Origin of the sequence: Pseudomonas sp. D8002 (assembly GCF_013385695.1) — a bacterium.
GTDB lineage: Bacteria > Pseudomonadota > Gammaproteobacteria > Pseudomonadales > Pseudomonadaceae > Aquipseudomonas.
In genome coordinates this window covers 118,627-144,351 of the sequence record NZ_JACAPM010000003.1, presented here as the reverse complement: position 1 = coordinate 144,351, position 25,725 = coordinate 118,627, and the positions used below count along the sequence as shown (strand labels likewise).

Here is a 25,725-nt window from a genome sequence, read left to right as displayed (position 1 = left end):
GCGGGCGATTGTAGTTAGCTAGCGATGTATAAACCATGTCTTATCCAGAAATAATTTTTATCGTTTCCAGCAATAATCCTTCACCATTATTGCAAAGGTCCGCGATCGTATCGCGTTTGATTCTCGACAAAAACCACAAAAAATGCCGTGTTATTGGGCAATCTGCCACATCCCTTACAGCCTGTAAGGGCATCGAAAACGGATCCAAGTCCCCTAAAAACAAGGCATTCGGACATCGGGCAATGTCGCCGACCGCACGCCACTCGCGGCGTCGGCCAGACGACGAACTGACAGCCATAAAACGCCGTTTCATGCAAATTTATGGCGCGTTTACGAGCGTCAGAAATGTCCTGCGACAGCTTCCGTGTGACAACATGTCGCACGCTGCGCACACCCAAACTTGCCCCGCGTCACGGCCTCTTCACAAATGCCTACAAACAAAAACGCCCCGGCCTTCTTTAGAGGAAGGCCGGGGCGTTGAATTGTAACTGCTTAGGCTTTGCCCTGGCGATTACGGTAAATGCCCAGTGGCACCAGGATCACCGTCAGCACAAAGGCCACCAGCGCCCACTGGGCCAGGGACAGGCCGAGCACGGGCGGGTACGGCGTCTCGCAGAAGCCGTCGACCTGGAACCCCAGGGGAAACACCGAGGCCAGCGGCAAGCCATCGACAATCGGTTGCAGCACGTCGATGCCGCAGCTGACCTTCGGAAAGAACTGGATGTACACGTGATAGCCGGCAGCGGCGACGCCCCCCAGGGCGCTGAGGGTCACCAGTGCTTCAAACACCGTGACACTGCGGGTGGTGCGCATGGCGGCACCGATGAAGGCGAAGATCGCGATCAGCAGCAAGGCATAACGTTGCAGGATGCACAGCGGGCAAGGGGCCTCGCCCAGCACCACCTGCATGTACAGCGCCCCGCCGATCAGCGCCAGGCAGATGATGCCCAGCAGTACCAGAAAGCGTCGCTCCCTGCCCAAACGCAATTCGTCGATCATCCCCGTTTCCCTTTAGCCAATGATGGTTGTGCCAATGGCCGCAAGTTTACACGCGGACGGTGAAAGTTGAGCAGTTGGCGTGTGGAGGTTTAAACAGGAGGCATTAACAGGAGATTAATCAGGGAAAATGGAGATCAAAATGTGGGAGCGGGCTTGCTCGCGAAAGCGGAGTGTCAGTCACTGAATGTGTGCCTGATACACCGCCTTCGCGAGCAAGTCGAATCGTCGCACCGCCGCTCCCACATTTTTGACCGAATAAGTTATTCCAGAGCCGACGCCGGCCCAAAGAACTCATACCGGCTCTGCGCTTCCGGCACACCCAGGGCCTTCAAGTGACGCTTGATCGCCGCCATGAAGCCTTTAGGCCCCAGGAAGTACGCATCCACATCGCGCTCCTGCGGCAGCCACGCCGCCAGTTGCTCCTGGCTCAGCATCCCGACCTTGTCCGCCGCCGGGCTCACGCCATCATCCTCGGCGTAGCAATAGAAGCGCTTGAGCTGCGGATGCTGCGCCGCCAGGCCGTCCACCCATTCGCGGAACGCATGCACGCCGCCATTACGCGCGCAGTGGATAAAGTGAACCGGACGCTCGGTGGCCAGCGCCGCTTCGAGCATCGGCAATGTTGGCGTGATGCCCACGCCGCCGCTGATCAGCACCAATGGCTTGTCGCTGGCCGCCAGGGTGAACTCCCCCGAAGGCGGGAACAGATCGATGGTCGCACCCACCTGGAACTGGTCATGCAGGTAGTTCGACACCCGCCCACCGGCTTCGCGCTTGACGCTGATGCGGTACTGGCCCGAATCGCCACGCGCCGACAGGGAATAGTTGCGGCGCACTTCCTCGCCCTCCAGCACCAGCTTCATGCCGATGTACTGCCCAGGCTCGGCGGCCAGGATCGGGCCGTTATCCACAGGCGCGAAGTAAAACGAGACAATTTCCGCGCTCTCCTCCACACGCTTGACCAAGGTGAACGGCCGCGCGCCACGCCAGCCGCCCGGTGCTTGTTCCTTCTCTTTATAGATAGCCGCCTCGGCACCGATCAGGATGTCGGCCAATTGGCCATAGGCGGCGCCCCAGGCACTCATCACTTCAGGGGTGGCGATTTCGCTGCCCAGCACTTCGGAAATTGCCCGCAGCAGGCAGGTACCGACAATCGGGTAATGCTCCGGCAGGATCTGCAGGGCCACGTGCTTGTTGATGATCTTTGCCACCAGATCGCCCAACTGGTCGAGTTGGTCGATATGCCGGGCGTACATCAGCACGCCGTTGGCCAAGGCCCGGGGCTGGTCGCCGCTGGCCTGGTGGGCCTGGTTGAACAGCGGGCGTACTTCTGGGTATTCGGACAGCATCATCCGGTAGAAATGGGTGATCAGGGCTTCGCCGCCACTTTCCAGCAGGGGCACGGTGGATTTGACGATGGCACGGTCTTGGGCACTAAGCATGGCAGACTCCTGAGTCTTCTTACTGAATACCCTTTACTACTCAGTATTCATGCCAACTAATAAATCCTTATAAATCAAATACTTAATATTAATGTAGTCAGTATGACTTCCTACGCTATATAGTCACTATGACTACAAGGAGTCATTATGACTGCGAAGCCGCTGTTCACCACCCTGCTGCCCCTGGTCGCCGACCTGTCCCGCGAGTTGCCCGAAGGCGAGCGTTACCGGCGCCTGCTCCAGGCCATGCGCGCCCTGCTACCCTGCGACGCGGCCGCCCTGCTGCGCCTCGACGGCGAATGGCTGGTGCCGCTGGCGGTGGATGGCTTGAGCACCGACACCCTCGGCCGGCGCTTCAAGGTCAGCGAACATCCGCGTTTCGCCGTGCTGCTCAGCAGCCCCGGCCCTACCCGCTTTGACAGCGACAGCGAACTGCCCGACCCCTATGACGGCCTGGTGGATGGCCTGCACGGCCACTTGGAGGTTCACGACTGCATGGGCTGCCCGCTGTTTGTCGACGACCGGCCCTGGGGCCTGCTGACCCTCGACGCCCTGGATACCGAGCGCTTCGAACGGGTGGAACTGGACGCCCTGCAAGCCTTCGCCAGCCTCGCCGCCGCCACCGTCAATGTCGCTGAACGCATTGAACGCCTGGCCCTGCGCGCCGAAGACGAACACCAGCGCGCCGAAATCTACCGCCAGGCCAGCGGCCAGCAGCACAAGGAAATGATCGGCCAGAGCAAGAGCCACAAACGCCTGGTGGAAGAAATCAACCTGGTGGGTGGCAGTGACCTGACGGTATTGATCACCGGCGAGACCGGCGTGGGCAAGGAGCTGGTGGCCCAGGCGATCCATGCTGCATCAAACCGCGCCGAGAAACCGCTGATCAGCCTCAACTGCGCCGCCCTGCCGGAAACCCTGGTGGAAAGCGAACTGTTCGGCCACGTGCGCGGGGCGTTTACCGGCGCGCTCAACGAACGCCGGGGCAAGTTCGAGCTGGCGAATGGCGGCACGCTGTTTCTTGATGAAGTGGGCGAGTTGTCCCTCACCGTGCAGGCCAAGCTGCTGCGGGTGCTGCAAAGTGGCCAGTTGCAGCGCCTGGGGTCTGACAAGGAGCACCAGGTGGATGTGCGCCTGATCGCCGCTACCAACCGGGACCTGGCCGAAGAAGTACGCAGCGGCCGCTATCGTGCCGACTTCTATCACCGTTTAAGCGTGTATCCCCTGCAAGTGCCAGCCCTGCGTGAGCGCGGTCGCGATGTGCTGTTGCTGGCGGGCTTTTTCCTTGAACAAAACCGCTCACGCATGGGCCTGGGCAGCCTGCGCCTGACCAGCGATGCCCAGGCGGCACTGCTGGCTTATACCTGGCCTGGGAATGTGCGCGAACTGGAACACTTGATCGGCCGCAGCGCCTTGAAAGCCCTGGGTAACTGCCGGGAGCGCCCGAAGATTCTCAGCCTCAGCGCGGCGGATCTGGACTTGCCGAACGCCACCGCGCCACCGCTCGAAGCGCAGCCCGACCCCGTGCCGGACGTCACCGGCGGCCTGCGCCTGGCCACCGAGAACTACCAGCGCCAGGTCATCAGCGCCTGCCTGGAACGCCACCAGCACAACTGGGCCAGTGCCGCCCGTGAGCTGGGCCTGGACCGGGCCAACCTGGGACGAATGGCCAAGCGCCTGGGCCTGAAGTAATGAACGGTGATTCTCGGGTAAAGGAGATCAAATGTGGGAGCTGTCGAGCCCCCACACTAAACCTGCTTCGCCTTGTAGATTGGATTGATCGGCGCGCCAGCCTTGGGCTTGCGAAACACCAACACATTCCCCAGCATCACCAGCACCAACCCCGCCAACGCCGGCGCCGTCCACTGATAGCCCTCGGCAAACGCCGAGACGTTCAACGCCACCACCGGGAACAGCACGGTGCAATACGCCGCCCGCTCCGGCCCCATGCGCCCGACCAGGGTCAGGTAGGCGGTAAAGCCAATCACCGAACCCGGGATCACCAGGTACAGCAGCGAACCGATGTACCGGCTGTTCCATTCCATGTCGAACGGAATGCCCTGCACCGCGCAGTACATCGCCAGCATCGACGCACCATAGGCCATGCCCCAGGCATTGGTGGTCAGTGGCTTGAGGCCGGCCTTCTGCTGCAGGCTCGACAGCATATTGCCCGCCGAGAAACACATGGTGCCGAGCAATGCCAAACCCAGGCCGAGCAAGGTTTGCGGGCTGGCGGTGTGCCCCACCAGTTCCGGCCAGAACAACAGCCCGAGGCCCAGCAAGCCAAGGCCGCCGCCCATCAACACATTGCGTGCGACCTTCTGCCCGAAGAACACCCGGGCGTTCAGCGCGTTCCACAAGGTGGCCGTCGAGAACACCACCGCCACCAGGCCGCTGGGAATCCACTGGCTGGCGGTCAGGAAGCACATGAAGTTGACGCAAAACAGGCACAGGCCCTGGGCCAGGCAGATCAGATGCCCGCGCCGGTTCATCACCTGCAGCTTGCGGCTGAGCAGCAGCATCACGAACAGCACCAGCGCCGCGAGGCCAAAGCGATAGACGATGGACACCGGAATCGCCACCACGCCCAGTTGCCACTTGAGGGCAATCCAGGTGGTGCCCCAGATCAATACGGTGAGTAAATACAGGAAAAGGTTCATGGCGGGCTCCGAGGGTTGAGCCACAGTTTCGCCCCTGGCGGCACCAGGTCTCTTGCACATTCTTGCGCTTTTGTCGGCTGCCGGGATCACAGCCGCCGCCGCGGGGAGTAGGATGCAAGCCGTCAGAGAGTACGAATATGCCGCCACTGGAAACCCTGCAAGTCTTTCAATCCCTCAACCGCTCGCCCAACGCTCGCCTCGAGCTGTGCGCCGAGCTCGGTGACGGCTTGTCTGCAGCCTTGTGGAGCAACCATCACGACGCTCAGGATTACGAAGCCCCCGACCATCACACCTTGTCCTGCTACATCGGCGGCGGCACCGGCACCTTTCGCCGCGACCAGCCCGGCACCAAGGGCGGCCCGGACAAGCTGTGCATCTTGCCGGCCGAGCATCAGTCGGCCTGGGTGATCAACGGCGAAATCCGCCTGGCCCACGTGTATTTCAGCCCCGAGCAATTCGCCCTGGGCTGCGTCACCTTGCTGGACCGCGAACCCCGCGAGTTGCAACTGCGCGAGAGCACCTTCCTCGACGATGCGCGGCAGGCCCGGCGTTTTCACCAGTTGATCAGCCTGAACTGGAAAGAGCCCGGCGAACGCCTGCTGACCAGCAGCCTGGCCCATGAAATGCTCAGCCATACCTTGCTCAGCCAGGTGGGGATGCGCGAGGGTTTGCGTTTGAAAGGCGGGCTGGCCGCCCACCAGCGCCGGCAACTGGTGGAGCACATCGACCAGCAGCTGGCGGAGCCGATCAGCCTGGGGCAGTTGGCAGGCTTGTGTGCGTTGTCGGAGTACCACTTTGCGCGGATGTTTCGCGAGAGTTTTGGACTGCCGCCCCATCAATATCTGCTGGCGCGGCGCCTGGCCCGCGCCCGGGAGTTGTTGCGGGGTGGGTCGTTGCCGCTGGGCGAGATTGCCCTGGCGTGCGGATTTTCCAGCGCGAGCCACTTTACCAACCGGTTCCGCCAGGCGATGGGCGCCACCCCTGGTGAATACCGGCAGGCGTTCCTGCCTTGAAATGCAATCTGCCTGACAGCACAGGTCCAATGTGGGAGCGGGCTTGCTCGCGAAAGCGGTGTGACAGTCAACACATGTACTGACTGAACCAGCGCATTCGCGAGCAAGCCCGCTCCCACCTTTGATCTTCGGTGCTCAATAGTCCGTGCTGTTGGCCAGTGCCGTGGCCAGGCGGTTTTCCAGCGCCTTGACCCGCGCGCCTGCGACCACGTAATTGTTGGTCACCATCGAAAACACCAGCTTGCGCCCATTGGCATCGGTGACATACCCGGTCAACGACGACACGCCGCTCATGGAGCCGGTCTTGCCGTGCAGGTTGTTTTCCGCAGCGGTGCCCCGCAGGCGGTAACGCAGGCTGCCGCCCACCAGTCGCTGCGGATTACCGGCAACCGGCAACGCGTTGTACCAGGCGTTGAACCAGGGCTGTTTGCTGGCGGCCAGCAGCACATCCGTGAGGTTCTGCGACGACACCAGGTTACGCCGGGACAACCCCGAACCGTCCACCTGGTTCAACGTCGCCGTATCAATCCCCTGACGCTTCAGGAACCCGGCCACCGCCGCCACACCGGCAGGCGCCGTACCGGCATTCACGGTCTTGCGCCCCATGCTCTTGAGCAAGGCTTCAGACATGTTGTTATTGGAAAGCTTGAGCAACGGCGTGATCAGTTCCTGCAACGGCGCCGACTCATGCAGCGCGAGCACCGTCGCCGTGGTCGGCGTCACACCCCCGATCATCCGACGCCCCTGCACGACAATCCCCTGCTGCGCCAAGGCCTGTTCAAACAGGTTGGCCACCAGTTGCGTCGGCTCCCACACACTGACCAGTTGCGGGCTCTGCCTGCCCGGCGCCAACGCGCCACTGAGGCGCAACAGGTTGGTGCCGTGCTGGCGATTGATTCCATAGCTGTTGCCTGCGCCGCTGACCGCACGGTTGCTGAGCTGCACGTAATCGGTAGCCGGGCTGATCTCCACCGTCACCGGGCGCCCTGCCACGACCGGCGCCCTGGCCGTGACCAGCAGGGAGCCCGCATCAAAGTCGTCATTGGGCGACACCGTCAGCGCCGAAATCTGCGCGCCGTAGTAGGTGCTTTCATCGTCCTGGGACCAGTCGGTGCCCAGGCGCTCGGCGTCGAAGAACGTGTCGTCGAACACCAGGTCGCCCCGCACCTGCCGGATGCCCTGCTGCGCCAGGTTGGCCGCCAGCGCCTGGTAATCCGCCCACTGGATCGTCGGGTCGCCCAGGCCGCGCAGGTAGAGGTTACCGTCAAGCACCGCGCCCTGGCGGATGCCGTCGCTCAACAGTTGCGTGGAAAACCGATACTGCGGCCCCAGCACATCCATCGCCGCCGCAGTGGTCAACAGCTTGAGGCTCGAAGCCGGGCTCAGCCGTGTGCGTGGGTTGTGCTGGTAGAGCGTGTTGCCGCTGCGGGCATCACGCACCATCAGCGACACGCTGGCGCCGTGCAGTGCCGGGTCGGCCAGCAACTGGTCGAGGCTGGCGCTGGTGGAAGTTTTCGGCGCCGTGGCGCAACCGCCCAGCAACAAGCTCAAGCCCAGCAGCAGCCCGCCGGTGTGTATCCATCGTCCCAACTGCATCGCTATCGTGTTCCCGCAAAGTCATTAATGGCGGCCACGCTAGCAGCTCGACAACCGTATGGCGAGGCAGCCGGCTACCGCGCCATAGGGTGTAGCCGAATTTAGAACGTCAGGGTGCTGGACACCGACACCTGCCGCGCATCGCCGATGGACACGAACTGGGTGTTCACGGCCGAGGTGTAATAGGTGCGGTCAAACAGGTTCTTCACGTTGAGCTGGAACTTGACCTTCTGCCCCTCGATTTTAGTGTCATAGGTGGCGAACGCATCGGCCACGGTGTAGCTCGGCAGGTCGAAATCGTTGGCGGCATTACCCGCTCGCTCCCCCACATAACGTACACCGGCGCCCACCCGCAGTTGGTCACCGCCAAGGATGCTGCCGAAGTCATACACCGCTGACAGCGAGCCTGTGTTCTTCGCGACGTTTTGCAGGCGGTTGCCCTTAAGGTCCGGGTCTTCGGTGACAACAGCATCGGTGTAGGCGTAGCTGCCGATTACGCTCCATTTATCCGTCAGTTGACCGCTGGCGTCCAGTTCAAGGCCGCGGGAGCGGACCTTGCCGGCTACGCTATAGATCGCGGTCGGGCCGTCGCCCACCTCGACCAATACATTGCGCTTCTCGATGTTGAACAGAGCGGCGCTGGCAGTGATACGACCCGGAATGTCGAGTTTGGTACCCAACTCCCAGGACTTCGACTGCTCCGGCTCAAGGCTGCCATCCAGCACACTTTTGTTCGCCAGCGGTGCGATGGTGGAATTGGGCTTGAACGACTCTGTGTAGCTGCCATAGAACGACAGCTCGTCGGTGTAGCGGTACACCAGGCCCGCGCGTGGCACCCACTTCTGGCCATTGCCGTCGGTGTTGGCGGTGAACGGGACACCCTTGCCGGCGTATTGGTCGTACATCTGATAACGCGCGCCGCCCACCAGGATCCACTGGTCAGTGAGGTGGATCGCATCCTGCAGGAACAGCGAGTCGCTGCGCAGCAGGTCCATCTGGTTGCTGTCCGGCGCGCTGACGGTGGTGCCCGCCACTTCATTGCCATAGACCGGGTCGTTGTAGTTGAACGTGCCACGGGGCGCCTGGCGGATCAGGTCGGCCCGGTAGATCTTGCGGTATTCGTCATCCAGGCCGAAGGTCAGGTCGTGCTGCATGCCTGCGACGTTGACCTTGCCTTCAAGGCTGGCGGTGGCGAAGCGGTCGGTGGTCAGTGCGCCCTGGGTGCCGTCCATGCTGCGGGTCAGGGTGCCATTGGCGTTGACCTTGACCACACGCACCTGGCTGGCGTCGTAGGTCTCGCGGTTCCAGCTGTAGCCGAAGTGGGCTTTCCAGTCGTCATTCAAATCGTGGTCGGCCTCGAAGCGGTACAGGTCGGAGCGGCCTTCCATGTTGTTGAAGGGCTCGTCCAGGCGGCGAGTCGACGGGATGTTGAGCGGGTGGTTGGTCTTGGGGTCGATGGCGGTGCCCCGGTCGAACGGCGAGAGAAACTCCCGGTGCTCATAGGCAAACAACAGCTTGGTGTTGTCGCCGTACCAGGCCAGCGACGGTGCGATCAGGCTCTCGCGGTGAGTGCCGTAGTTGCGCCAGTAATCTTCGTCTTCGTGATCGACGATCAAGCGGTACGCCAACCCGCTGTCACCGATGGGCCCTGTGGTGTCGAGGTTGCCGCCGCTGCCGTTCTTGCCGTCGCCAAAGGTCGAGCCGCGCACGGTCAGCGAGGTGGATTGGATCAGCTCGGGTTTCTTGCTGACGATATTGACCACGCCGCCCGGATCCTGGATGCCATACAGCAACGACGACGGGCCCTTGAGCACTTCGACGCGCTCGGCGGTGGAATTCAGCGCGCGGCCCTGCACCAGCGGCATGCCGTCCTGCATGATCGAACCGTTTCGGTTGTCACCAAAACCCCGCAGCATCACCGCGTCCTGGGTGCTGCCCAAGGTGTTGGCCTGGGTGATGCCACTGATGTTGGTCAGGGCATCGTCGAGGTTGCGCGGCTGTTGATCGCGCATCACCTGGGCCGGTACAACGTTGACAGTCTGTGGGGTTTCCAGCAGCAGGCCGTGGGAACGCATCACCGAACTTGTAGGCGGCGGTTGATAGCTGGTGGTATCCGAGGCCAGGGCGGCACCGTTGATGGTGGTGGCGCCGAGGTTCAGCGCGCCGTCGGTGGGCAGCGGTTCCAGGGCCAGGGTGCGGGCGTCGATCTGGCGGAAGGTGAAGCCGGAATTACCCAGCAGGCGTTGCATGGCCTGGGCCGCACTCATCTGCCCGGTGATGGCCGGGGCCTTGATGGCGTACGGCGCTTCGTCGGTGTAGACCACGCTGATGCCGGTCACCCGGGTGAAGTCGCTCAAGGCCTGGGGCAGCGGCTTGGCGGCCAGGGCAAAGTTGAACAGCGTGCTCTGCTGCTGCGCCTCGGCCGCCTGCGCCACGCCCAGGGGCAACAGCGCCAGCCCCGAAACTGCCAATACCGAGGCTCCCAGCCAATGTTTAACCGAACCCGCCGACGTTGCCCTGGACTTCATGCTTGAGAACCCGTGTGTAAAAAACGCTGTTAATGCGAATTAATCGCAGTTTCAAGCACTACACGGATGGCCGACAGGTTTACCTCATACCGATTTGAAAATAATTTCAGTCACGCCGGTTGGATCCGAAATCCGAAGCGCGGAACGTGCACATGCACGGTGCCGGCGCGGTCATCGGTGCGCCGCAGAATCAGCTCTTCGCGGCCGGCAAACAGCAACTCCCCGGCCACCGGATCGGTGCCGTAGTCGGTGGCGCTGATGGTCACTTGCTGGCCGGGCTTGAAGCCGTTCGGGTCTTCGAAGATTTCTTCCGGCAGGTTGGCCGGCGTGGCATTGCGCGCGACTTCCAGGGCTTGCTCGGCGCTCATCTGGCTCGACGTGCCATGACCGAAACCCAACACCCGGGCGAGCCAGGCGGCCACCGCAGGATAGGTTTCCACCAGCGGCGAGGTCACCGACGATCCCATGAGGAACCACAACGGGTGCGCCAGGGCGAAGTCGGCAATCGACGGCTCGCCGAACAGGAAGTCGCCCTGCTGGTGCTGCAACTGCTGATTGATACGACCGATGATCACCGGCCATTGATGCTTGGCCTGATCCAGTTGCACACGGGTGGCCGTGCCGCCACTGAACAATTTGCTGCGGTCGGCCACCAGCACCTGGAGCATTTCCGGCGGCACTTTGGCGAACTTGACCGCCAGGGATTCCGGCTGGAACACCAGGCTCACGGCATGGGAGAACACCGTCGAATCAGCCCAGGCGGCGAAGCTTTGGCTGACCAGTTCCAGGCCTTGGGGAAACAGCGCCGGCGCGGACTTTTCCTGCTCCAGGCGGCGGGCGATCAGTGCGGTGTCGCAGTAGATATCGGCGCCCACCTGCAACACCGGGGTCTTGCGATAACCACCGGTGAGGGCCGTCAAGTCAGGCTTGGGCATCACCGGCGAGATGTGCACCGAACGCCAGGACAAGCCCTTGAAGCCCAGCAACAGGCGGGCTTTTTCGGCAAATGGGGATTGCGGGTAGTGGTGGAGGATCAACTCAGTCATGCCAGGCTCCGCTCAATGAGTGAGCGTCCAGCTTAGCCTGCAAACCCGGCAAAGGCGCGCATGGGAACCTATCAGTCAAACTGATGGGCCGATCGCCGCCAGGCACTCCTTGGCGCTTTTCTTGAGTTTCTTGATCAGCCGTTCCTGGCGCAGCGCCTCGGCCTTGCTGATGCATGCCTCGGTGTACACCAGCGCCACGGCGGGGCTTGAGAGAAAAAAGCGCGCGCCCTTGCCACTCTGGTGCATGGCAAAGCGGCGCACCGGGTCATTGCTGATACCGCAATAGAGCGAGCCATTGGCGGCGCGCACCAGGTAGACAAACCACGGTTTGGCTTCAGAAGGAGTCGTCACGGATCAATTCGGCAAACCATAGGAACGCCAATCTTATCAACGACTGGCCTGGAACGCCTTCAACCCTTTCAGCGCCTGGGCCCGCACGGCGTTTTTCACCAGCGGCGTCCAGCCCAGCAACAGGCCTTTGGTGCCCAACGCCTGCCGCGACCAGCGCCACAGGTCAAAGTGGTCGTGATGCTCGCAGATCTTGCCGTCACGAAACACAAAGCGCGCCCGGATATCGTTGACTACGGTGTTGCCCGTCGCACTGAACAGGTAGGTCGCCACCCAGTGGGCGCTGCCGGTGATTTCATCGCTGCGCACACTGTCGAAGGTCAGGGAAAAGTCCTTGGCCCGGGTGGTCAGCATGCGCCACATGTCGCCGGCATCACGGCCACGCAGTTCACCGAATGCCGGGTCGCTGAACACCACGTCGTCGCTGTAGCAGGCGCTCATGGCCTCGGCATCCAGGCGCTGGAAGGCACTGTAGAACTCGGTGATCAAGGCGTTATGGGCGTCGCTCATGGGCAGGTTCCGCAAAAGAAGTTGGGATGGCCGGTACGATAATCCCCAAGGCCGGGGAACACTACTGGCATCAACGCCAGGAATACCTCATCCCGTCCCTTCAGGGCACCATTCCGCTGCTGCGAGCATAGTGGAACAAATCCACATCGGTGGAGATACACAGCCGGTTCATCGCGGTACTTTTCTGTTTGCTGATGGTGGAGATGCTGCGATTGACCCGCGCGGCAATCTGGCTGACGGTCATGCCGCTGGCCAGCATGCGCACCACTTCGCGTTCCTTGCCCGACAGTTGCGGCGGTTGTGATTGATCGCCCGTGCCCGCCTGCACCAACTGGGTTCGCAGGGATTCGCTGACGAAGGTCTTGCCCTCGCAGACTTCCTTGATGGCCGTGGGCAACTCCTTGGCCGACGCACTCTTGGCGACAATGCCTCGGGCGCCCTCGGCGAACGAGGCACGCAGGGTGGCGATATTGGCGAACATCGTCACCAGGATCACCGGCACCCCGGGGTATTGGCGTTGCAACAAGCCCAACAACACATAGCCGTCAGCCTGCTGCCCGCCCGGCATGGCGAAGTCCGTCACCAGCACATCGCAAGGGGTGCTGCCCAGTACCCGCAGCAGCTCATCCGGGCCGTTGGCCTCACCGACCACCTTGCACTTGCCGTTGGCCTCGATCACCACCTTCTGCCCGATCCGAACAATGGGATGATCGTCAGCAATAATTACGCGAAGCATAGAAATCCATGAGTGATGGCAAATTGATTTGCGCAAAATAACCCTGTCTGTCCCGGGCAACAACCGCCCACCTGGGAGCGGTTTTCAATGGCGTCCCGTGTTCTTAAGCGGGTGATTTTTTACCTACAACAAAAAAGGAAACCACCTACAAACTAAGCCCACAGACAGAGGTAATACCCCCTACAGAATCGCTGAAAATGTCATAAATCTGTCAAATAGCGCAGGTACACCAGCAGATCCTGGTCGAACCGCTGCAATGCCCGCCTGTTGCACCGGATCCCGTGCTTGCGCACCTGTTCGATCAACTCCCCCGCACAGCGATCCAGCTCCGTCTCGCCAAAAAACGCCAGGCTTCCCGCCAGGCGATGCAGGCAGTCGACCAATGCATGCGGGTCGACGATGCGGCAAGCCTGTACCAGGCCTGCGTAATCAGCCTCGGCCTCGCGCACCAGGGTGCGCAACATTTGGTTCACCACCTGTTCATCGCCAAATGTCCTGATCAGTTCGGCACGAGTCGGCCAGTGCACCCCGGCGCAGGCTGTGGCAGGCGGGTTCGTACTGGCGCCCGGCGGCTGTGGCAGCCACTGCTCCAGCACCCCGCGCAATTGTTCCAGGGTCAGCGGTTTGAGCAGCCAGGCATCCATGCCGGCCTCAAGGCAGCGGCGCGCATCGTCCGCAGAGAGTTTGGCGGTCAAGGCAATGATCGGCACACGCGGGCGGCTGTGTACGGCCTCTCGCCGCCTGATCTCACGAGCCATGCTATAGCCATCCAGCACCGGCATGCGGCAATCGCTGATCACCAGGTCGAAATGCCGCAGGGCGATGGCGGTCAACGCGGCCTGCCCGTTGCACACCAGTTCGTGATCGACTTCGAATTTTTGCAGGAACCAGCCCATCAAGGCGCGATAGGCCTGATGGTCCTCGACGATCAGCACGCTCAGGTGCTTCCAGTGAACAGGAGGACTGCGCCATGGCACCGTTTGCTGCCTGGGGGCGTCGTCAGCAAACACGCTTGGCATCATGGCCACCTCGATATCGGCGCCGACCTGCCAGGGCCATCAGACGGCCCTGGCATATCGTCTAGTGAGGGTGCGCTTGACGGTGATCCTTAACCCATCCGCCTGGCACCCATTACCGAATCAAGCTATCCACATGAATACCACTCTTGCGATACAAGAACTACGAAAAGACAGTTTTTCCTACAGCTCCGCCCACCTATTCCGACTTGACGCAGGCGAGCTAGAGGGATAGCGGATTGTCGTAATTCTTGTATTTCCCCTCCTCCCCCCCGGCGCTAAATTGCGCCCCACCCCAAGAGGGCAACCCGCCAACTCACCTGGCGGCCAACTATCCGAACTGACCCGACGCCCAACCGCGCCTCTTTCTGCGCTGCGGTGAGCTGCACCCGTCAGTTGATCCAACACCGAGACAATACAACCATGAACAAGCATCTGATCGCCGTCGCCAGCGCCCTGCTGATCACTGGCACCGCCCCCGCCTTCGCCGCCAGCACCGTGGACCTGACAGTCAAGGGCATCATCACCCCGAATGCCTGCACGCCGAGCCTGTCCAGTGGCGGGGTCATCGACCACGGCAAGATGTCGGCCAAGGACTTGAACGCCACCCAGATCACCCTGTTGCCGAAAGTCACGCTGCAAATGACCGTGACCTGCGATGCGCCGGTGATCTTCGCCCTCAAGGCGACCGACAACCGTATTGGCTCCGGCAGCGGCAGCGGCTTCGGGCTGGGCTTTATCAACGGCACGCAAAAGCTGGGTTCCTATAGCTTGACCCTTGGCGCCAACGGTAGCCCGCCCCAGGCCGACGGCGAAACCGTGCAAGCCATCGGGTCTTTCGACAATGGCGTCACCTGGGAGCGTTGGAACAGCTTTGAAACCGGCACCTATCTCTCGGTCGCCACCCTGGCAGACGCCAGCACCCCGCGTGCCACCCAGCAACTGGTCACCCCCGTGGCCTACAGCGGCTACATCAACCGCACCGACGGCCTGGACCTGAGCAACGAAGTCAATATCGACGGCTCGGCCACCATTGAAGTGCTCTACCTGTAACCCACCTTCGCCCCTGACCTGCAACCAAAAGGTGCTGCTCGATGATGAATTCCTCACCCGCTGTCTTTCTCGCCACGTTGCTGCTGGCCCCCACCGTACTGGCCACCAGCAGTACCGACTTCGCCGTCACGGGCACCATCACGCCGAATGCCTGTGAACCCATGCTCTCCGGCGGAGGCGTGGTGGATTACGGAAAAATGCCGGCCAAGGAACTCAACACCGACAGCCCGACCTCACTGCAGCCGCAGACCATGCAAATGGAAGTCCTGTGTGAGGCGCCAACGTTCATCGCGCTGAGCACGATCGATAACCGCGCCGGCACTTCGGCAATTAACGACTACTGGCATGGCCTGGGGTTGACGGACAGTGGCGAAAAACTTGGCGCCACCGCATTCGGCCTGCTCAACCCGGTCGCGGACGGCGTCACGGTCAAGACGATCAACTCGACCGATGGCGGGGTGACCTGGCTCCCGTCGATTTACCTGGGCCACTACACCCAAACCTCGGTCGCCACCAACGGCGGTGCGAACACCCCGATTGCGATACGGCAATTCAGTGCCGACCTGCGCGTGTACACGATGGTCGACGGCACCGACCGCCTGACCGTGCTCGACGAAGTGCCGCTGGACGGCCATGCCACCGTGCAACTGAAGTACCTGTAACCCTTTATTCAACCGGCCCCACTCGAAAGGAAACGTGTGCCCCATGAAACTTACGCTCAATGCCCTGGCCACCGCGCTGCTGCTCAGTACCAGCGCCTCTGCCCTGGCGGCGTCCACCGTCGACCTGACTGTCAAAGGGGTGATTACCCCCAACGCCTGCACACCTGGCCTGTCCGGCGGAGGGATGGTGGACTACGGCAAGATCTCCGCCAAAGACCTGAACCTCACGACCCCCAAACAACTGCCACGCACCACCTTGCAACTGACCATCACCTGCGACGGCGGCACCCTGTTTGCCGTCAAGGGCACCGACAACCGCGCCGGGTCCAACTCCAGCGGCGGCACCTACGGCCTGGGGTTGATCAACGGTACCCAGAAGCTGGGGGCCTACGACCTGATGCTGAATAACGCAGTCGCAGACTCTGTCGCCGTCACGGTGCTGGAATCCGGGGATAACGGCACGACCTGGGCAGAGTCGGCGGACGCGATCCTGCCACCCAGCGCATTGGCGGCTTTCGGCGATAGAACCTCGGGCACCTGGCTGCCGGTACCGATCCAGCAAGTCGTCAGCGACCTGGTGGTGTACGCGCAGATCGCCCGGGCCGACAGCCTGGACCTGAGCGATGAACACCCGATCGACGGCTCGGCCACGCTGGAAGTGAAGTACCTGTAAACCCGCGGCCTCGCCGTTCGCAGCGAGGCGCCTTACTTGCACCGAACACATTGAAGACCGAATGATGAACAGAACCCTACGCCTGTGCACGGCGCTGTTATTGCTCAACACCGGCTCTAGCGTGTTTGCCAGCACCGCCACCGAGATGACCCTGTCGGGCCTGGTCACCCCCAGTTCCTGCACCATCGCACTCTCCGGCAGCGGCATCATCGACCACGGCACCATCCCTGCCCATCTCCTCAACCAGGTGGCTCCCACTCCGCTGCCCACCCAATGGCTGGAGGTAGAGATCCACTGCAGCGGCCCCTTGTTGTTTGGCCTGATTGGCCTGGACAGCCGCGAAGATTCGTCCGCCGCACCGGACACTACCTACGGCCTGGGGAGAAACCCCAACGCGCCCGCGGAGCAGTTGGGTTACGTCGACCTGGCGTTCGAAGCGGCGCAAGGAGACGGCCAGGCCATGCAGTCACTTGTGTCAAACCCCGAAGGCGGCCTCTGGGCTCCCCAACCGGCCATCCACCCCAAGACACTCATGGGCTTCGCCCGTCCCGGCCGACCGTTTCCGGAACCCATCGTCACCCTGACCACCCGGATCCGCGCACAGACCACCATCCACCCGGCGAACCGTCTGACCCTCAGGCAAGACGTTCCCCTCGATGGCTCACTGGTCCTGGATTTGCGTTACCTCTAAGCCCTGTGATCATTTTAGGAACTGCGTCATGAAGACCTATCCAACCTTGCTGGCCCTGGGCTGGCTGCTGAGCACCCAGGCGTTTGCCGACGGCATGGTGCCCGACACCTCGGTGGTGATCGTCAACGAGGCCGACGGCGAAGCTTCGGTGTCGGTGACCAACACTGACGGCAAACTGGCCCTGCTGCACGTCACCCTGGAAGACATTCCGGAAGACACCGAATCGCTGCTGTTCGTCACCCCGCCCCTGTCCCGGGTCGAGGCCGACAAAAGCCAGCTGGTGCGCTTTATCCTGCGCAACCCCACGCCCCTGAAAGCCCAACGCCTGAAGCGGGTGATCTTCGAAGGCATGCCCAAGGACCGTGACGCCGCCCAGGCTGGCCATGCGCGGGTGGGCGTGACCGTGCGCCAGAACCTGCCGGTGATCATTCATCCCAAGGGCCTGGCGCCGAACCGCACACCCTGGACCGGGCTGACCTGGTCGTTGAACGCCGGTCACCTGAACGTCGCCAACCCCACGCCTTACGTGGTGCGCCTGGCCCAGGAGCTGCAATTGCTGCCCGGCAAGCAGAGCCTGGTGCTGCCGCGCACTTATGTGTTGCCCGGCGAAACCCTGCGGCTCAGCACGCCCCACACCGCCACGGCCGTACGCCTGCAACCGGCCACCGTGTACGGCTTTGCCGTCGCCGCCTATGAAGCACCGATAACCGCCGCAAACGCTGAATAACGAAGTGACAGCCCTGTGACTGTCACCGGGAAGCCCGCCAACCGTTGCAGGCTTCCATAACCTGAGTGCCTTTACGTGAACACAGTAACCACTGACCCGGCTGGCGAAGCCGTGCCCGACTGTCCTTTACGCCCCGCCCGGATGCGGGCCGCGCTGCCACTGACCATGGCGTTGCTGTCGGCCGATGCCTGGGCCGACGCCTTCGACGCGCAAACCCTGCACCAGCGCGGTATCGACCCGGAACTGGCCTACCTGTTGCTGGACGCACCGCGCTACACCAGCGGCCGCCACGCCGTGAGCCTGACGGTGAACGGCCAGCGCCGTGGCCGCCTCGATGTGCAGTTCGACAGCCAGGGCGCGCTGTGCTTCGACCGCCCGCTGCTCGACGCCGCCGACCTAGTGATACCGGCCCCGCTGGCCGACAGCCACTGCCATGACTTCCTCGGCGAATACCCGCAAACCGTGGTGGAGCAAGACCCCGCCAGCCTGAGCGTGAGCCTGATGGTGCCCACCGATGCCCTGCGCCCGCGCCAACGTGAGCTGTCCGGTTATGAAACCGGAGGGTTCGCCGGCTTGCTCAACTACGACCTCACCGGTTTGTACAACCGCTATGGCGACGACACCAACCGCTTCGGCTCGGCCAATACCGAAGTGGGGTTCAACGCGGGCGACTGGATCGTGCGCAGCCGCCAGGTGCAGACCTGGCAGGATTCCAGGTCTCGCAGCACTCACCTGGAAGCCTATGCCCAGCGCACCTTCGCCGAGCAGCAGGCGGTGTTGCAGGCCGGGCAGATCAACCTCTACAACCCGGTGCTGTCGTCCGCGCAGATCACCGGCATGCAGCTGTTTACCGAACAGGCCCTGCAGGACCAGGAACAGGGCTCGACCATCAGCGGCATCGCCAACAGCCCGGCCCAGGTCGAGGTGCGCCAGAACGGCGCGCTGATTCACTCCACGGTGGTGCCGGCCGGGCCGTTCTCGCTGACCGACGTGAGGCGCCTGAACACACGCTCCGACGTTGAAGTGACGGTCAAGGAAAGCACCGGCGAAGAGCGACGCTTCACCGTGCCGGCGGCGATGCTCGGCATCGGCTTGCCAGCCCCGGGTTACTCGTTGGGGGCGGGCCGGGTGCGCAATATCGGCGCTACACGGGGCGACGATCCATGGGTAATCAGCGGCGGCTGGAGCGGTGCGTTGAACCCGCGCCTGAGCCTGGGGGCCGGCGCGCTTGCCGCCGAAGACTACCGTGCCACGGGTGCCAGCCTCGGCCTGTTGCCGTGGCCAGACGGCCAGGTACAACTGTCGACCCAGATTGCCGATGCCCAACGCCTGGGTGAACGCGGCGTACAGACCGACCTGAGCCTGTCCCAGCGCCTGGGCCGGCAATGGTCGATCACCGCCGGCGCCTCCCACCGCACCATGGGCTACCGGGAGCTGGAAGACGCCGCCTACTACGACTCACGGGACGACGAAGGTCGCCTCACCCGCTATCGCGACCAGCAGAGCCTGGCCCTGGGCTGGGCCCATCCATGGCTGGGTGCCTTCAATGCCGGCCTGTCGCGCACCACCACGTTCAACGGCGAAAACAGCAGCCGTGCCCTGGCCTCATGGGGCACCAGCGTGCGCGGCGTGTCGCTGTCGGCCAGTGCCGAGTGGCAGGTCAGCGGCCGGCAGAATAACGAGAACGCGGTGTACCTGAACCTGAGCGTGCCACTGGGTGAGAACCGGCGTGGGCGCTCCTGGGTGCGCAACTCCGGTGGCGAGCATCGCATCGGCCTGGGGGTGAACGAGCAGGTCAACGATCAACTCAGTTACCGGGTCAGTGCCGAGCACGACAGCCGCGACCAACAAGTGGAATCCACCCTCGGCGTGTCCTATCTGCCGCGCTATGCACAACTGGACATGAACTACAGCCGCTCTGACGCCGAGCGCTCCAGCTACCAGGGCGGTGTGCGCGGTGCGGTGGTGGCCCACAGCGGTGGCGTGACCTTCTCGCCTTATCCGGTGCGCGACACCTTTGCGCTGGTGTCTGTCGGCGATATGGCCGGGGTCAAGCTCACCACGCCCAGCGGCCCGGTATGGACCGACTTCCAGGGCCAGGCCGTGGTACCGCAGGTGTCCGCCTACGGGCGCAGCCCCGTGGAAGTGCAAACCCAGTCGCTGCCGCGCAATGCCGATATCAGCAACGGCCTGGCCGTCATCAGCGCCGGGCGCGGCGCGGTGGATCGCGTGGAATTCGGCGTGGCCCTGACCCGTCGTGCCTTGCTCACAGTGACCACCGACCACGGCACGCCGCTGCCCCGTGGCGCCACGGTGAGTACCGCCGATGGCGAGTTCGTGACCCTGGTGCAGGAAGGCAGCCAGGTGTTCCTGCCGAACGTGCTGGACCCACGCCCCCTGTGGGTCAAGGCACCGGGCATGAGCCGCTGTGAACTGCAGGTTGAACTCGCGGAAAAAGCCGACCCGCAGGTGTATTTCGAAACCGCCCCGGCCCGCTGTGTGACGCCATGAGGAAGACTGTGATGAAGCGATTGTTACTGCTGGGATTGGCCCTGGGCGCCATCGTCCAGAGCCGGGCGCACGCCGACGAATGCCAACTGACCCTAAGCCAGTCGCGCCTGGATTTCGGCGTGATGAACCGCGCCGTGCAGCGCAACCCCGGCGCAGAAATCCTGCTGGGAGAACGCCGCCTGAGCCTCAACCTGAACTGCCCGACGCCCACCGATATGCACGTGTTCTACCGGGCCCTGGCCGCGACCGCCGAGCGCTACCGCTTTACCGAGCGTGGCAGTTACCGCGTGCACATCAGCGATGCGGTACTCGACGGCCAGGCTGTTGAACTGGGGTTGACCAGCGGGCAAGGCCAGGCGCCCAGTGCCAGGGGCAGGACACTCGACTGGCGGCCCGACCAGGCCATCGTACCGTTGCGCGACGGTGCGCCGACCACCGGCAGCAGCTTCTCGGCGCAATTGCTGGTCAATGCCTGGGCGCAGGCCGACGCCCTGCAAGTGCGCGACGCGGTGACCTGGGAAGCCAGCGGCTTGATCGACGCCGTCGCCAGCGAACGCGCACGGGAGTTGTCGCTGCAAGCCGGCTTCGCTCCGGCGGCCTGCGAGACCACGCTGTCCAACGGCGGCATCATCGACTTTGGCCGTATGTGGTCCAGGAGCCTTAACACCGACAAGGAAACCGGGCTGGTCTCCCGCAGCCTGCTGCTGAGTATCGGCTGCGACGGCCCGACTCATTTCGCCTTGCGCATGCATGACAACCGCAAAGGCTCGGCCACCGGCGGCATCGACGAAACCGCCTACGGCCTGGGAGTGGACGACAGCCGTAATAAAATCGGCCGGTACTTCCTCTATTTCGACCCCTTCGACCTGCGCGCCGATGCCCTGCCCCAGGTATATCGCACCGACTCCACCACTGGCGGCGTGGCCTGGAGCAGTTCCAGCGCCTACCCCATTCCCATCGGCAGCAGCAGTTTGCTCGGCTTTACCGCTCTACCCGGCAGCAATGCCGGCCCCACCGCGATCCAGAACCTGAGTGGGCAGATCAGCGTGCGCGCCGTCCTGTCCCCCATGAACAGCCTGGACCTGCGTACGGAAGTACTGCTCGACGGTTCGGGCACGATTGAAATCATCTACCTCTGATCAAGGAGTATGGTCATGCACCTACGCCAGCTTTCTCTCGCAACACTTGCCCTGCTGACCCTCAGCAGCGGTGCCACGGCAGCCTCCAGTGTCGAACTCGGCGTCACCGGCTTGCTCACTCCCAGTGCCTGTACACCGGCGCTGTCGAGCAACGGGCTGATCGACTACGGCAAGATTTCCCAACAGGAGTTGAACATTGATCGCGGCAAACGCCTGCCGGTGCGCTACCTGAGCGTGACCATCAACTGCGAGGCAGCGACTCGCTACGCCCTGCGCATGAGCGACAACCGCGACGGCACCGCCAACGTCAACAGCGAAATCTACTACGGGCTGGGACTGGACCCGAGCGGCAACAAGATCGGGCTGTACTCCCTGACCTTCGACCCCAAACAGACGGTGATCGACAGCCTGCCTGAGGTTTACGGCACCGAGTCCACCAGCGGCGGGATCGCCTGGCGCACCGCCAACAGCAACCCGATCGACATCGGTTCGCGCAGCTTTCTCGGCTTTACCGACACCGTCGGCAGCACCAGCGGGCCGACGGCCTTCCAGACGCTGAGCAGCCTGGTCAGGGTCGATACGGTGATCGCTGCCAAGAACAATCTCGACCTCAGCAGCGACGTGCATATCGATGGTTCCAGCACTATGGAAGTGCTGTACCTCTAGACCTTTTCGCTGGTCACGCCGACATACCGCGCACGCCCGGCGCCCAACCCCGCGATGATCGCGCCCAGGCCGATCACCGCGAAAATCCAGCCGGTGGCGTTCCAGCCACCGGTCCAGTCATGCACCAGCCCGACCGCGAACGGCCCCATGGACGCCAGGGTGTAGCCGATGCCCTGGGCCATGCTCGACAGGTTGGCGGCTACATGGGCGTCCCGTGAACGCAGCACGATCAAGGTCAGCGCCAGGCTGAAAGTGCCACCCTGGCCCAGGCCCAGCAGAATCGCCCAGCCCCACAAGCCGTCCAACGGTGCATACAGGCAACCGAACAGGCCGCCCAGGGTCAGCACCATCACCACCACGATGGCCAGGCGCTGGTCCTTGCCGCGGGTGGCCAGCCAGGGCGCAGCCAGGGAACTGGCCAGTTGCACAATCACCGAACCGGAAAGCACCAGGCCCGCCTGGGTGGCGCTCAGGCCACGGCCGATCAGGATCGACGGCAGCCAGCCAAACACAATGTACGCCAGGGAGGATTGCAGGCCCATGTACAGGGTCACCTGCCAGGCCAGCGGATCACGCAACAAGCCCTTCACGCGATAGGCCACCTGGTGCGCGCCGTGTTTCTGGCCGACCTGTGGCAACCAGAACAACGCCGCGACCAACGCCGGGAGAATCCAGAACCCCAGGCCGATGTTCCAGCTGTCGCCGAAGTAATGACTCAGGGGGACCGTGGATCCCGCCGCCAGCGCTGCACCCAGGCACAGGGCCATGGTGTACACGCCCGTCATGGTGCCGGCCTGTTTGGCGAAATCGCGTTTGACGATGCCGGGCAACAGCACCCCGATGATGCCGATACTCGCGCCCGCCAGCAGGCTGCCGGCGAACAGCCCGGCCTCACCCAATGAGCTGCGCAGGATGATGCCGCCGGCCAGGGTCAGCAGAATGCCCAGCACCACCCGCTCGGCGCCAAAACGTCGGGCCAGGATCGGAGCCAGTGGCGCGAACAGGCCCAGGCACAAGACGGGCAGCGTCGTCAGCAACCCGGCCTTGGCCGCCGAGAGACCCAGGCTGTGGGAGACCTCAGCGAGCAGAGGCGCCATGCTCGACAACGCCGGGCGCAGGTTCAGCGCCACCAGGATCAGGCCCAACAGCAACAACCACGGACGGCTTACCACCGGCGGGCTGTGCTGGACCTCATCGTCATCGGCTTCGGCGTCGATCAGCAGTTCTTCAAGGGCGTTTTCTGAACGGGGCATGGGGATCTCGGATTCAAGGTTCATTGATCAACTGCCGGGAAAGCGCCTTGGCACGTTCCGGGTCCTGTTGTTCCACGGCATCGAGCAAGGCGCCGTGCAGGTCGAATACCGCTTGCCGACGCGGCTGGATGTTCAGGGTCTGGCGCAGTTGCGCGCCGACGATGCTCGAGAAGTACTGATACAGCTCGCTCAAGGCCGGGTTGTGGGCCGCGTCCACCAGGCGTTTGTGGAACACCATGTCGCAGCTGATGTAGTGCTCAAGATCACCGTGGTAATGGTCGCCGCTGGCGTTGAGGGCCGCGCGCAAAGCGACCAGGTCTTCATCGGTGCGGCGCAACGCGGCCAAGCCGACTGCCTCGACTTCAAGAATCTGCCGCGTCTCCTGCGCCTGAGCCAGGGTGCAGTGGGACAAGGCTTTCATCGCTCCCAGCGGGTCGGTCATGGAGCGCAAATAGCTGCCGTCGCCCTGGCGGATCTCGATCAACCCGGAGAATGCCAATACGCGCATGGCTTCACGCACGGTGTTGCGGCTGATCCCTAACTCGGCAGACAACTCGGGCTCGGTGGGCAGGCGTTCGCCGATGGCCCATACGCCTTGGGTGATGCGCTGGCGCAACTGTTCGAGGGCTTGATCGACGAGGGAGCGTTTGATCAGGGGGGCGATGTCTGTCATGGGTTTCGTCCTTTCATCCAATCATAGGATGAATTTTCCCACAGCCTATTCGGAGTTGCCTACAAAGGCAACGCACTAGGGTTCTTGGGCAGGCAAAGGAGCAGTATTTTCGATTGGTAAAATTACCCTCAGAGGGTAATTATTGGACTCAGGTGTCTTATGGAAAAGTACACACCTCATTACGATCTGGCGGTGATAAAGGCGGATGTCAGGCGGCTTGGAAAGCAAGCATTTACTCAAAGCGCACGCCGTTGCGGCGAGGATCTTGATTTAAGCATCGAACAAATGCAGGCGGTCATTTTCGAGTTGAAAAACACGATGTTGTACAAGTCGATGACCACTCATGACGACCATCGAGTTTGGCAAGATGTGTATCACATTCACTCACATCATCTGGAGATCTACATCAAGGTGACCTACCGCACGGATGGTAAACCTCCGGTGATCTCCTTCAAGGAGAAAAACCCATGAAAACAGAGCAATGCTTCAGCTGCGGCAGGCATGACGGAATGCATCACTTCTCAGGACGTAGCGAAACATCGGAAGTCAAAGGTTTGCATCGCCGTATAGACGATCTGTCTGGATGGGAGTGCCAGGCATGTGGAGAGGTGATCCTGGACCCCGAAGACGCGGAACGCTATTCAGACCACTGCGATGAAATCGTTCACAGTTTCAGGCAGATGGTCGGCACCGAGATGAAGCGCATACGCCGCAAACTGCACCTTTCACAAAAAGAAACGGTACAACTGCTATCGGGTGGCGGCCACAACGCCTTATCTCGTTACGAGCGCGGTGAGGTATTGCCCCCCAAATCCCTGGTAGTCCTGATGCGTTTGCTTGAGCGTCACCCCCACTTGCTGATCGAAGCAAAAATCCTGAGTGAAGGCGCAGATCTTCGCAATTCCGTGCATACGGTACATAAAGAGCACGAGACCCTGACGACAACTTGATTGATGGCAAAAATAAACCCGGCACCAGGCCGGGTTTATTGTTTCAAGCATTACCCATGGATCAATGCAAAATCTGGCTCAAGAACAACTTGGTCCGATCATTCTGCGGGTTGTCGAAGAAGTCATTCGGCGCCGCCTGCTCAACGATCTCGCCCTTGTCCATGAAGATCACGCGGTTGGCCACGGTGCGCGCAAAGCCCATTTCGTGGGTCACGCAGAGCATGGTCATGCCGTCTTCCGCCAGGCCGATCATGGTGTCCAGTACCTCTTTCACCATTTCCGGATCGAGCGCCGAGGTCGGCTCATCGAACAGCATGATTTTCGGCTTCATGCACAGCGCACGGGCAATCGCCACGCGCTGTTGCTGGCCGCCGGACAACTGCCCCGGAAACTTGTGGGCCTGTTCCGGAATACGCACGCGCTCAAGGTAGTGCATGGCAATTTCTTCAGCCTTGCGCTTGGGCATCTTGCGTACCCACATCGGGGCCAGCGTGCAGTTCTGCAGGATGGTCAGGTGCGGGAACAGGTTGAAGTGCTGGAACACCATGCCGACTTCGCGGCGGATCGCTTCGATCTGCTTGAGGTCGTTGGTCAGTTCCACGCCATCGACCACGATGCGGCCCTGCTGGTGCTCTTCCAGGCGGTTGAGGCAGCGGATGGTGGTGGACTTGCCGGAACCCGACGGGCCGCACAGCACGATACGCTCGCCCTGCTTGACGTTCAGGTTGATGTCTTTCAACACGTGGAACTGGCCGTACCACTTGTTGACGCCCTGCATCTGAATAATGCCTTCAGGGCTCACAGGCTGTTTGATCGCTTCACTCATCACAACA

At 62.4% G+C, this 25,725-nt stretch carries 25 protein-coding genes; 12 read left to right on the top strand and 13 right to left on the bottom strand.

What is annotated here, in order from left to right; all coding sequences use genetic code 11:
- Window positions 1–492: 492 nt before the first annotated feature.
- Together HX807_RS01100 and hmpA are read right to left on the bottom strand one after the other, a co-directional pair.
- A complete protein-coding gene (locus HX807_RS01100) occupies window positions 493–999 on the bottom strand; it encodes a disulfide bond formation protein B (RefSeq protein ID WP_008435621.1) in 507 nt (168 codons plus the stop codon).
- A 260-nt stretch (window positions 1,000–1,259) separates the two neighbouring features.
- Window positions 1,260–2,441 carry an NO-inducible flavohemoprotein gene (gene hmpA / locus HX807_RS01095; RefSeq protein ID WP_177040291.1) on the bottom strand — a complete coding sequence of 394 codons (1,182 nt, stop codon included), beginning with the start codon at window positions 2,439–2,441 and terminating at the stop codon, window positions 1,260–1,262.
- Window positions 2,442–2,588: 147 nt separating this feature from the next.
- Between hmpA and norR the strand changes: the two genes are divergently transcribed.
- On the top strand, window positions 2,589–4,133 hold the full coding sequence (gene norR, locus HX807_RS01090) for a nitric oxide reductase transcriptional regulator NorR (protein ID WP_177049063.1): 1,545 nt from the start codon (window positions 2,589–2,591) through the stop codon (window positions 4,131–4,133).
- 56 nt (window positions 4,134–4,189) lie between these two features.
- Here norR and HX807_RS01085 read toward each other — a convergent pair whose 3' ends face one another.
- A complete protein-coding gene (locus tag HX807_RS01085) occupies window positions 4,190–5,101 on the bottom strand; it encodes a DMT family transporter (RefSeq protein WP_008435625.1) in 912 nt (303 codons plus the stop codon).
- Between the two features lie 137 nt (window positions 5,102–5,238).
- On the opposite strand from HX807_RS01085, the gene HX807_RS01080 reads away from it, so the two are divergent.
- Window positions 5,239–6,114, top strand: coding sequence for a helix-turn-helix domain-containing protein (locus HX807_RS01080; protein WP_177008766.1), 876 nt, complete (start codon window positions 5,239–5,241; stop codon window positions 6,112–6,114).
- 135 nt (window positions 6,115–6,249) lie between these two features.
- On the opposite strand, the gene dacB is transcribed toward HX807_RS01080, so the two are convergent.
- The 7 genes from dacB to HX807_RS01045 form a co-directional block, all read right to left on the bottom strand.
- Entirely contained in the window at window positions 6,250–7,710 is a 1,461-nt protein-coding gene (gene dacB / locus HX807_RS01075) for a D-alanyl-D-alanine carboxypeptidase/D-alanyl-D-alanine-endopeptidase (RefSeq protein WP_008435629.1), read from the bottom strand.
- Window positions 7,711–7,811: 101 nt separating this feature from the next.
- The gene (locus HX807_RS01070) at window positions 7,812–10,238 is read right to left on the bottom strand and encodes a TonB-dependent receptor (protein WP_177049062.1); all 2,427 of its coding nucleotides are present in this window, start codon (window positions 10,236–10,238) and stop codon (window positions 7,812–7,814) included.
- 110 nt (window positions 10,239–10,348) lie between these two features.
- The gene (locus HX807_RS01065; RefSeq protein ID WP_008435631.1) at window positions 10,349–11,284 is read right to left on the bottom strand and encodes a glutathione S-transferase family protein; all 936 of its coding nucleotides are present in this window, start codon (window positions 11,282–11,284) and stop codon (window positions 10,349–10,351) included.
- A gap of 75 nt (window positions 11,285–11,359) precedes the next feature.
- Window positions 11,360–11,635 (bottom strand): GIY-YIG nuclease family protein, encoded by a 276-nt coding sequence (locus tag HX807_RS01060; protein WP_003216354.1) that lies wholly within the window; start codon window positions 11,633–11,635, stop codon window positions 11,360–11,362.
- Between the two features lie 36 nt (window positions 11,636–11,671).
- Window positions 11,672–12,142 (bottom strand): nuclear transport factor 2 family protein, encoded by a 471-nt coding sequence (locus HX807_RS01055; RefSeq protein WP_008435632.1) that lies wholly within the window; start codon window positions 12,140–12,142, stop codon window positions 11,672–11,674.
- 100 nt (window positions 12,143–12,242) lie between these two features.
- A complete protein-coding gene (locus HX807_RS01050) occupies window positions 12,243–12,878 on the bottom strand; it encodes a response regulator transcription factor (protein WP_003216351.1) in 636 nt (211 codons plus the stop codon).
- A gap of 200 nt (window positions 12,879–13,078) precedes the next feature.
- On the bottom strand, window positions 13,079–13,813 hold the full coding sequence (locus HX807_RS01045; RefSeq protein WP_177021865.1) for a response regulator: 735 nt from the start codon (window positions 13,811–13,813) through the stop codon (window positions 13,079–13,081).
- Window positions 13,814–14,317: 504 nt separating this feature from the next.
- Between HX807_RS01045 and HX807_RS01040 the strand changes: the two genes are divergently transcribed.
- The 8 genes from HX807_RS01040 to HX807_RS01005 all read left to right on the top strand — a co-directional run bounded on the left by HX807_RS01040 (window position 14,318) and on the right by HX807_RS01005 (window position 22,016).
- On the top strand, window positions 14,318–14,947 hold the full coding sequence (locus HX807_RS01040) for a DUF1120 domain-containing protein (RefSeq protein ID WP_087692818.1): 630 nt from the start codon (window positions 14,318–14,320) through the stop codon (window positions 14,945–14,947).
- 44 nt (window positions 14,948–14,991) lie between these two features.
- Window positions 14,992–15,609: a DUF1120 domain-containing protein gene (locus tag HX807_RS01035; protein WP_168197537.1), complete on the top strand. Its 618-nt coding sequence runs from the start codon at window positions 14,992–14,994 to the stop codon at window positions 15,607–15,609.
- 43 nt (window positions 15,610–15,652) lie between these two features.
- Window positions 15,653–16,282, top strand: coding sequence for a DUF1120 domain-containing protein (locus HX807_RS01030; protein WP_008435636.1), 630 nt, complete (start codon window positions 15,653–15,655; stop codon window positions 16,280–16,282).
- Window positions 16,283–16,346: 64 nt separating this feature from the next.
- Window positions 16,347–16,973 carry a DUF1120 domain-containing protein gene (locus HX807_RS01025; RefSeq protein WP_256343963.1) on the top strand — a complete coding sequence of 209 codons (627 nt, stop codon included), beginning with the start codon at window positions 16,347–16,349 and terminating at the stop codon, window positions 16,971–16,973.
- A 28-nt stretch (window positions 16,974–17,001) separates the two neighbouring features.
- Complete coding sequence (locus HX807_RS01020; RefSeq protein ID WP_177049061.1) at window positions 17,002–17,700, top strand: fimbria/pilus chaperone family protein; 699 nt, start codon at window positions 17,002–17,004, stop codon at window positions 17,698–17,700.
- A gap of 141 nt (window positions 17,701–17,841) precedes the next feature.
- On the top strand, window positions 17,842–20,211 hold the full coding sequence (locus tag HX807_RS01015; protein WP_177049082.1) for a fimbria/pilus outer membrane usher protein: 2,370 nt from the start codon (window positions 17,842–17,844) through the stop codon (window positions 20,209–20,211).
- An 11-nt stretch (window positions 20,212–20,222) separates the two neighbouring features.
- Window positions 20,223–21,350: a DUF1120 domain-containing protein gene (locus HX807_RS01010; protein WP_177049060.1), complete on the top strand. Its 1,128-nt coding sequence runs from the start codon at window positions 20,223–20,225 to the stop codon at window positions 21,348–21,350.
- Window positions 21,351–21,365: 15 nt separating this feature from the next.
- Window positions 21,366–22,016 (top strand): DUF1120 domain-containing protein, encoded by a 651-nt coding sequence (locus HX807_RS01005; RefSeq protein WP_102369868.1) that lies wholly within the window; start codon window positions 21,366–21,368, stop codon window positions 22,014–22,016.
- Here HX807_RS01005 and HX807_RS01000 read toward each other — a convergent pair.
- Together HX807_RS01000 and HX807_RS00995 are read right to left on the bottom strand one after the other, a co-directional pair.
- Entirely contained in the window at window positions 22,013–23,293 is a 1,281-nt protein-coding gene (locus HX807_RS01000; protein WP_177049059.1) for a CynX/NimT family MFS transporter, read from the bottom strand. The genes HX807_RS01005 and HX807_RS01000 overlap by 4 nt on opposite strands.
- Window positions 23,283–23,942 carry a FadR/GntR family transcriptional regulator gene (locus HX807_RS00995; protein ID WP_177049058.1) on the bottom strand — a complete coding sequence of 220 codons (660 nt, stop codon included), beginning with the start codon at window positions 23,940–23,942 and terminating at the stop codon, window positions 23,283–23,285. Before HX807_RS00995 ends, HX807_RS01000 begins: the two co-directional genes overlap by 11 nt.
- Window positions 23,943–24,101: 159 nt before the next feature.
- On the opposite strand from HX807_RS00995, the gene HX807_RS00990 reads away from it, so the two are divergent.
- On the top strand, window positions 24,102–24,413 hold the full coding sequence (locus tag HX807_RS00990) for a type II toxin-antitoxin system MqsR family toxin (protein WP_177049057.1): 312 nt from the start codon (window positions 24,102–24,104) through the stop codon (window positions 24,411–24,413).
- Window positions 24,410–24,892 (top strand): type II toxin-antitoxin system MqsA family antitoxin, encoded by a 483-nt coding sequence (locus HX807_RS00985; protein WP_177008758.1) that lies wholly within the window; start codon window positions 24,410–24,412, stop codon window positions 24,890–24,892. The genes HX807_RS00990 and HX807_RS00985 overlap by 4 nt, the downstream gene beginning before the upstream one ends.
- 61 nt (window positions 24,893–24,953) lie before the next feature.
- On the opposite strand, the gene HX807_RS00980 is transcribed toward HX807_RS00985, so the two are convergent.
- Window positions 24,954–25,718, bottom strand: coding sequence for an amino acid ABC transporter ATP-binding protein (locus HX807_RS00980; protein WP_003171943.1), 765 nt, complete (start codon window positions 25,716–25,718; stop codon window positions 24,954–24,956).
- Window positions 25,719–25,725: the final 7 nt, after the last annotated feature.

Bases quoted from the DNA above. Each gene is read 5' to 3' on its own strand.
- HX807_RS01100 (WP_008435621.1), bottom strand. From the start codon at position 999: ATGATCGACGAATTGCGTTTGGGCAGGGAGCGACGCTTTCTGGTACTG.
- hmpA (WP_177040291.1), bottom strand. From the start codon at position 2,441: ATGCTTAGTGCCCAAGACCGTGCCATCGTCAAATCCACCGTGCCCCTG.
- norR (WP_177049063.1), top strand. From the start codon at position 2,589: ATGACTGCGAAGCCGCTGTTCACCACCCTGCTGCCCCTGGTCGCCGAC.
- HX807_RS01085 (WP_008435625.1), bottom strand. From the start codon at position 5,101: ATGAACCTTTTCCTGTATTTACTCACCGTATTGATCTGGGGCACCACC.
- HX807_RS01080 (WP_177008766.1), top strand. From the start codon at position 5,239: ATGCCGCCACTGGAAACCCTGCAAGTCTTTCAATCCCTCAACCGCTCG.
- dacB (WP_008435629.1), bottom strand. From the start codon at position 7,710: ATGCAGTTGGGACGATGGATACACACCGGCGGGCTGCTGCTGGGCTTG.
- HX807_RS01070 (WP_177049062.1), bottom strand. From the start codon at position 10,238: ATGAAGTCCAGGGCAACGTCGGCGGGTTCGGTTAAACATTGGCTGGGA.
- HX807_RS01065 (WP_008435631.1), bottom strand. From the start codon at position 11,284: ATGACTGAGTTGATCCTCCACCACTACCCGCAATCCCCATTTGCCGAA.
- HX807_RS01055 (WP_008435632.1), bottom strand. From the start codon at position 12,142: ATGAGCGACGCCCATAACGCCTTGATCACCGAGTTCTACAGTGCCTTC.
- HX807_RS01050 (WP_003216351.1), bottom strand. From the start codon at position 12,878: ATGCTTCGCGTAATTATTGCTGACGATCATCCCATTGTTCGGATCGGG.
- HX807_RS01040 (WP_087692818.1), top strand. From the start codon at position 14,318: ATGAACAAGCATCTGATCGCCGTCGCCAGCGCCCTGCTGATCACTGGC.
- HX807_RS01035 (WP_168197537.1), top strand. From the start codon at position 14,992: ATGAATTCCTCACCCGCTGTCTTTCTCGCCACGTTGCTGCTGGCCCCC.
- HX807_RS01030 (WP_008435636.1), top strand. From the start codon at position 15,653: ATGAAACTTACGCTCAATGCCCTGGCCACCGCGCTGCTGCTCAGTACC.
- HX807_RS01025 (WP_256343963.1), top strand. From the start codon at position 16,347: ATGAACAGAACCCTACGCCTGTGCACGGCGCTGTTATTGCTCAACACC.
- HX807_RS01020 (WP_177049061.1), top strand. From the start codon at position 17,002: ATGAAGACCTATCCAACCTTGCTGGCCCTGGGCTGGCTGCTGAGCACC.
- HX807_RS01015 (WP_177049082.1), top strand. From the start codon at position 17,842: ATGCGGGCCGCGCTGCCACTGACCATGGCGTTGCTGTCGGCCGATGCC.
- HX807_RS01010 (WP_177049060.1), top strand. From the start codon at position 20,223: ATGAAGCGATTGTTACTGCTGGGATTGGCCCTGGGCGCCATCGTCCAG.
- HX807_RS01005 (WP_102369868.1), top strand. From the start codon at position 21,366: ATGCACCTACGCCAGCTTTCTCTCGCAACACTTGCCCTGCTGACCCTC.
- HX807_RS01000 (WP_177049059.1), bottom strand. From the start codon at position 23,293: ATGAACCTTGAATCCGAGATCCCCATGCCCCGTTCAGAAAACGCCCTT.
- HX807_RS00995 (WP_177049058.1), bottom strand. From the start codon at position 23,942: ATGACAGACATCGCCCCCCTGATCAAACGCTCCCTCGTCGATCAAGCC.
- HX807_RS00990 (WP_177049057.1), top strand. From the start codon at position 24,102: ATGGAAAAGTACACACCTCATTACGATCTGGCGGTGATAAAGGCGGAT.
- HX807_RS00985 (WP_177008758.1), top strand. From the start codon at position 24,410: ATGAAAACAGAGCAATGCTTCAGCTGCGGCAGGCATGACGGAATGCAT.
- HX807_RS00980 (WP_003171943.1), bottom strand. From the start codon at position 25,718: ATGAGTGAAGCGATCAAACAGCCTGTGAGCCCTGAAGGCATTATTCAG.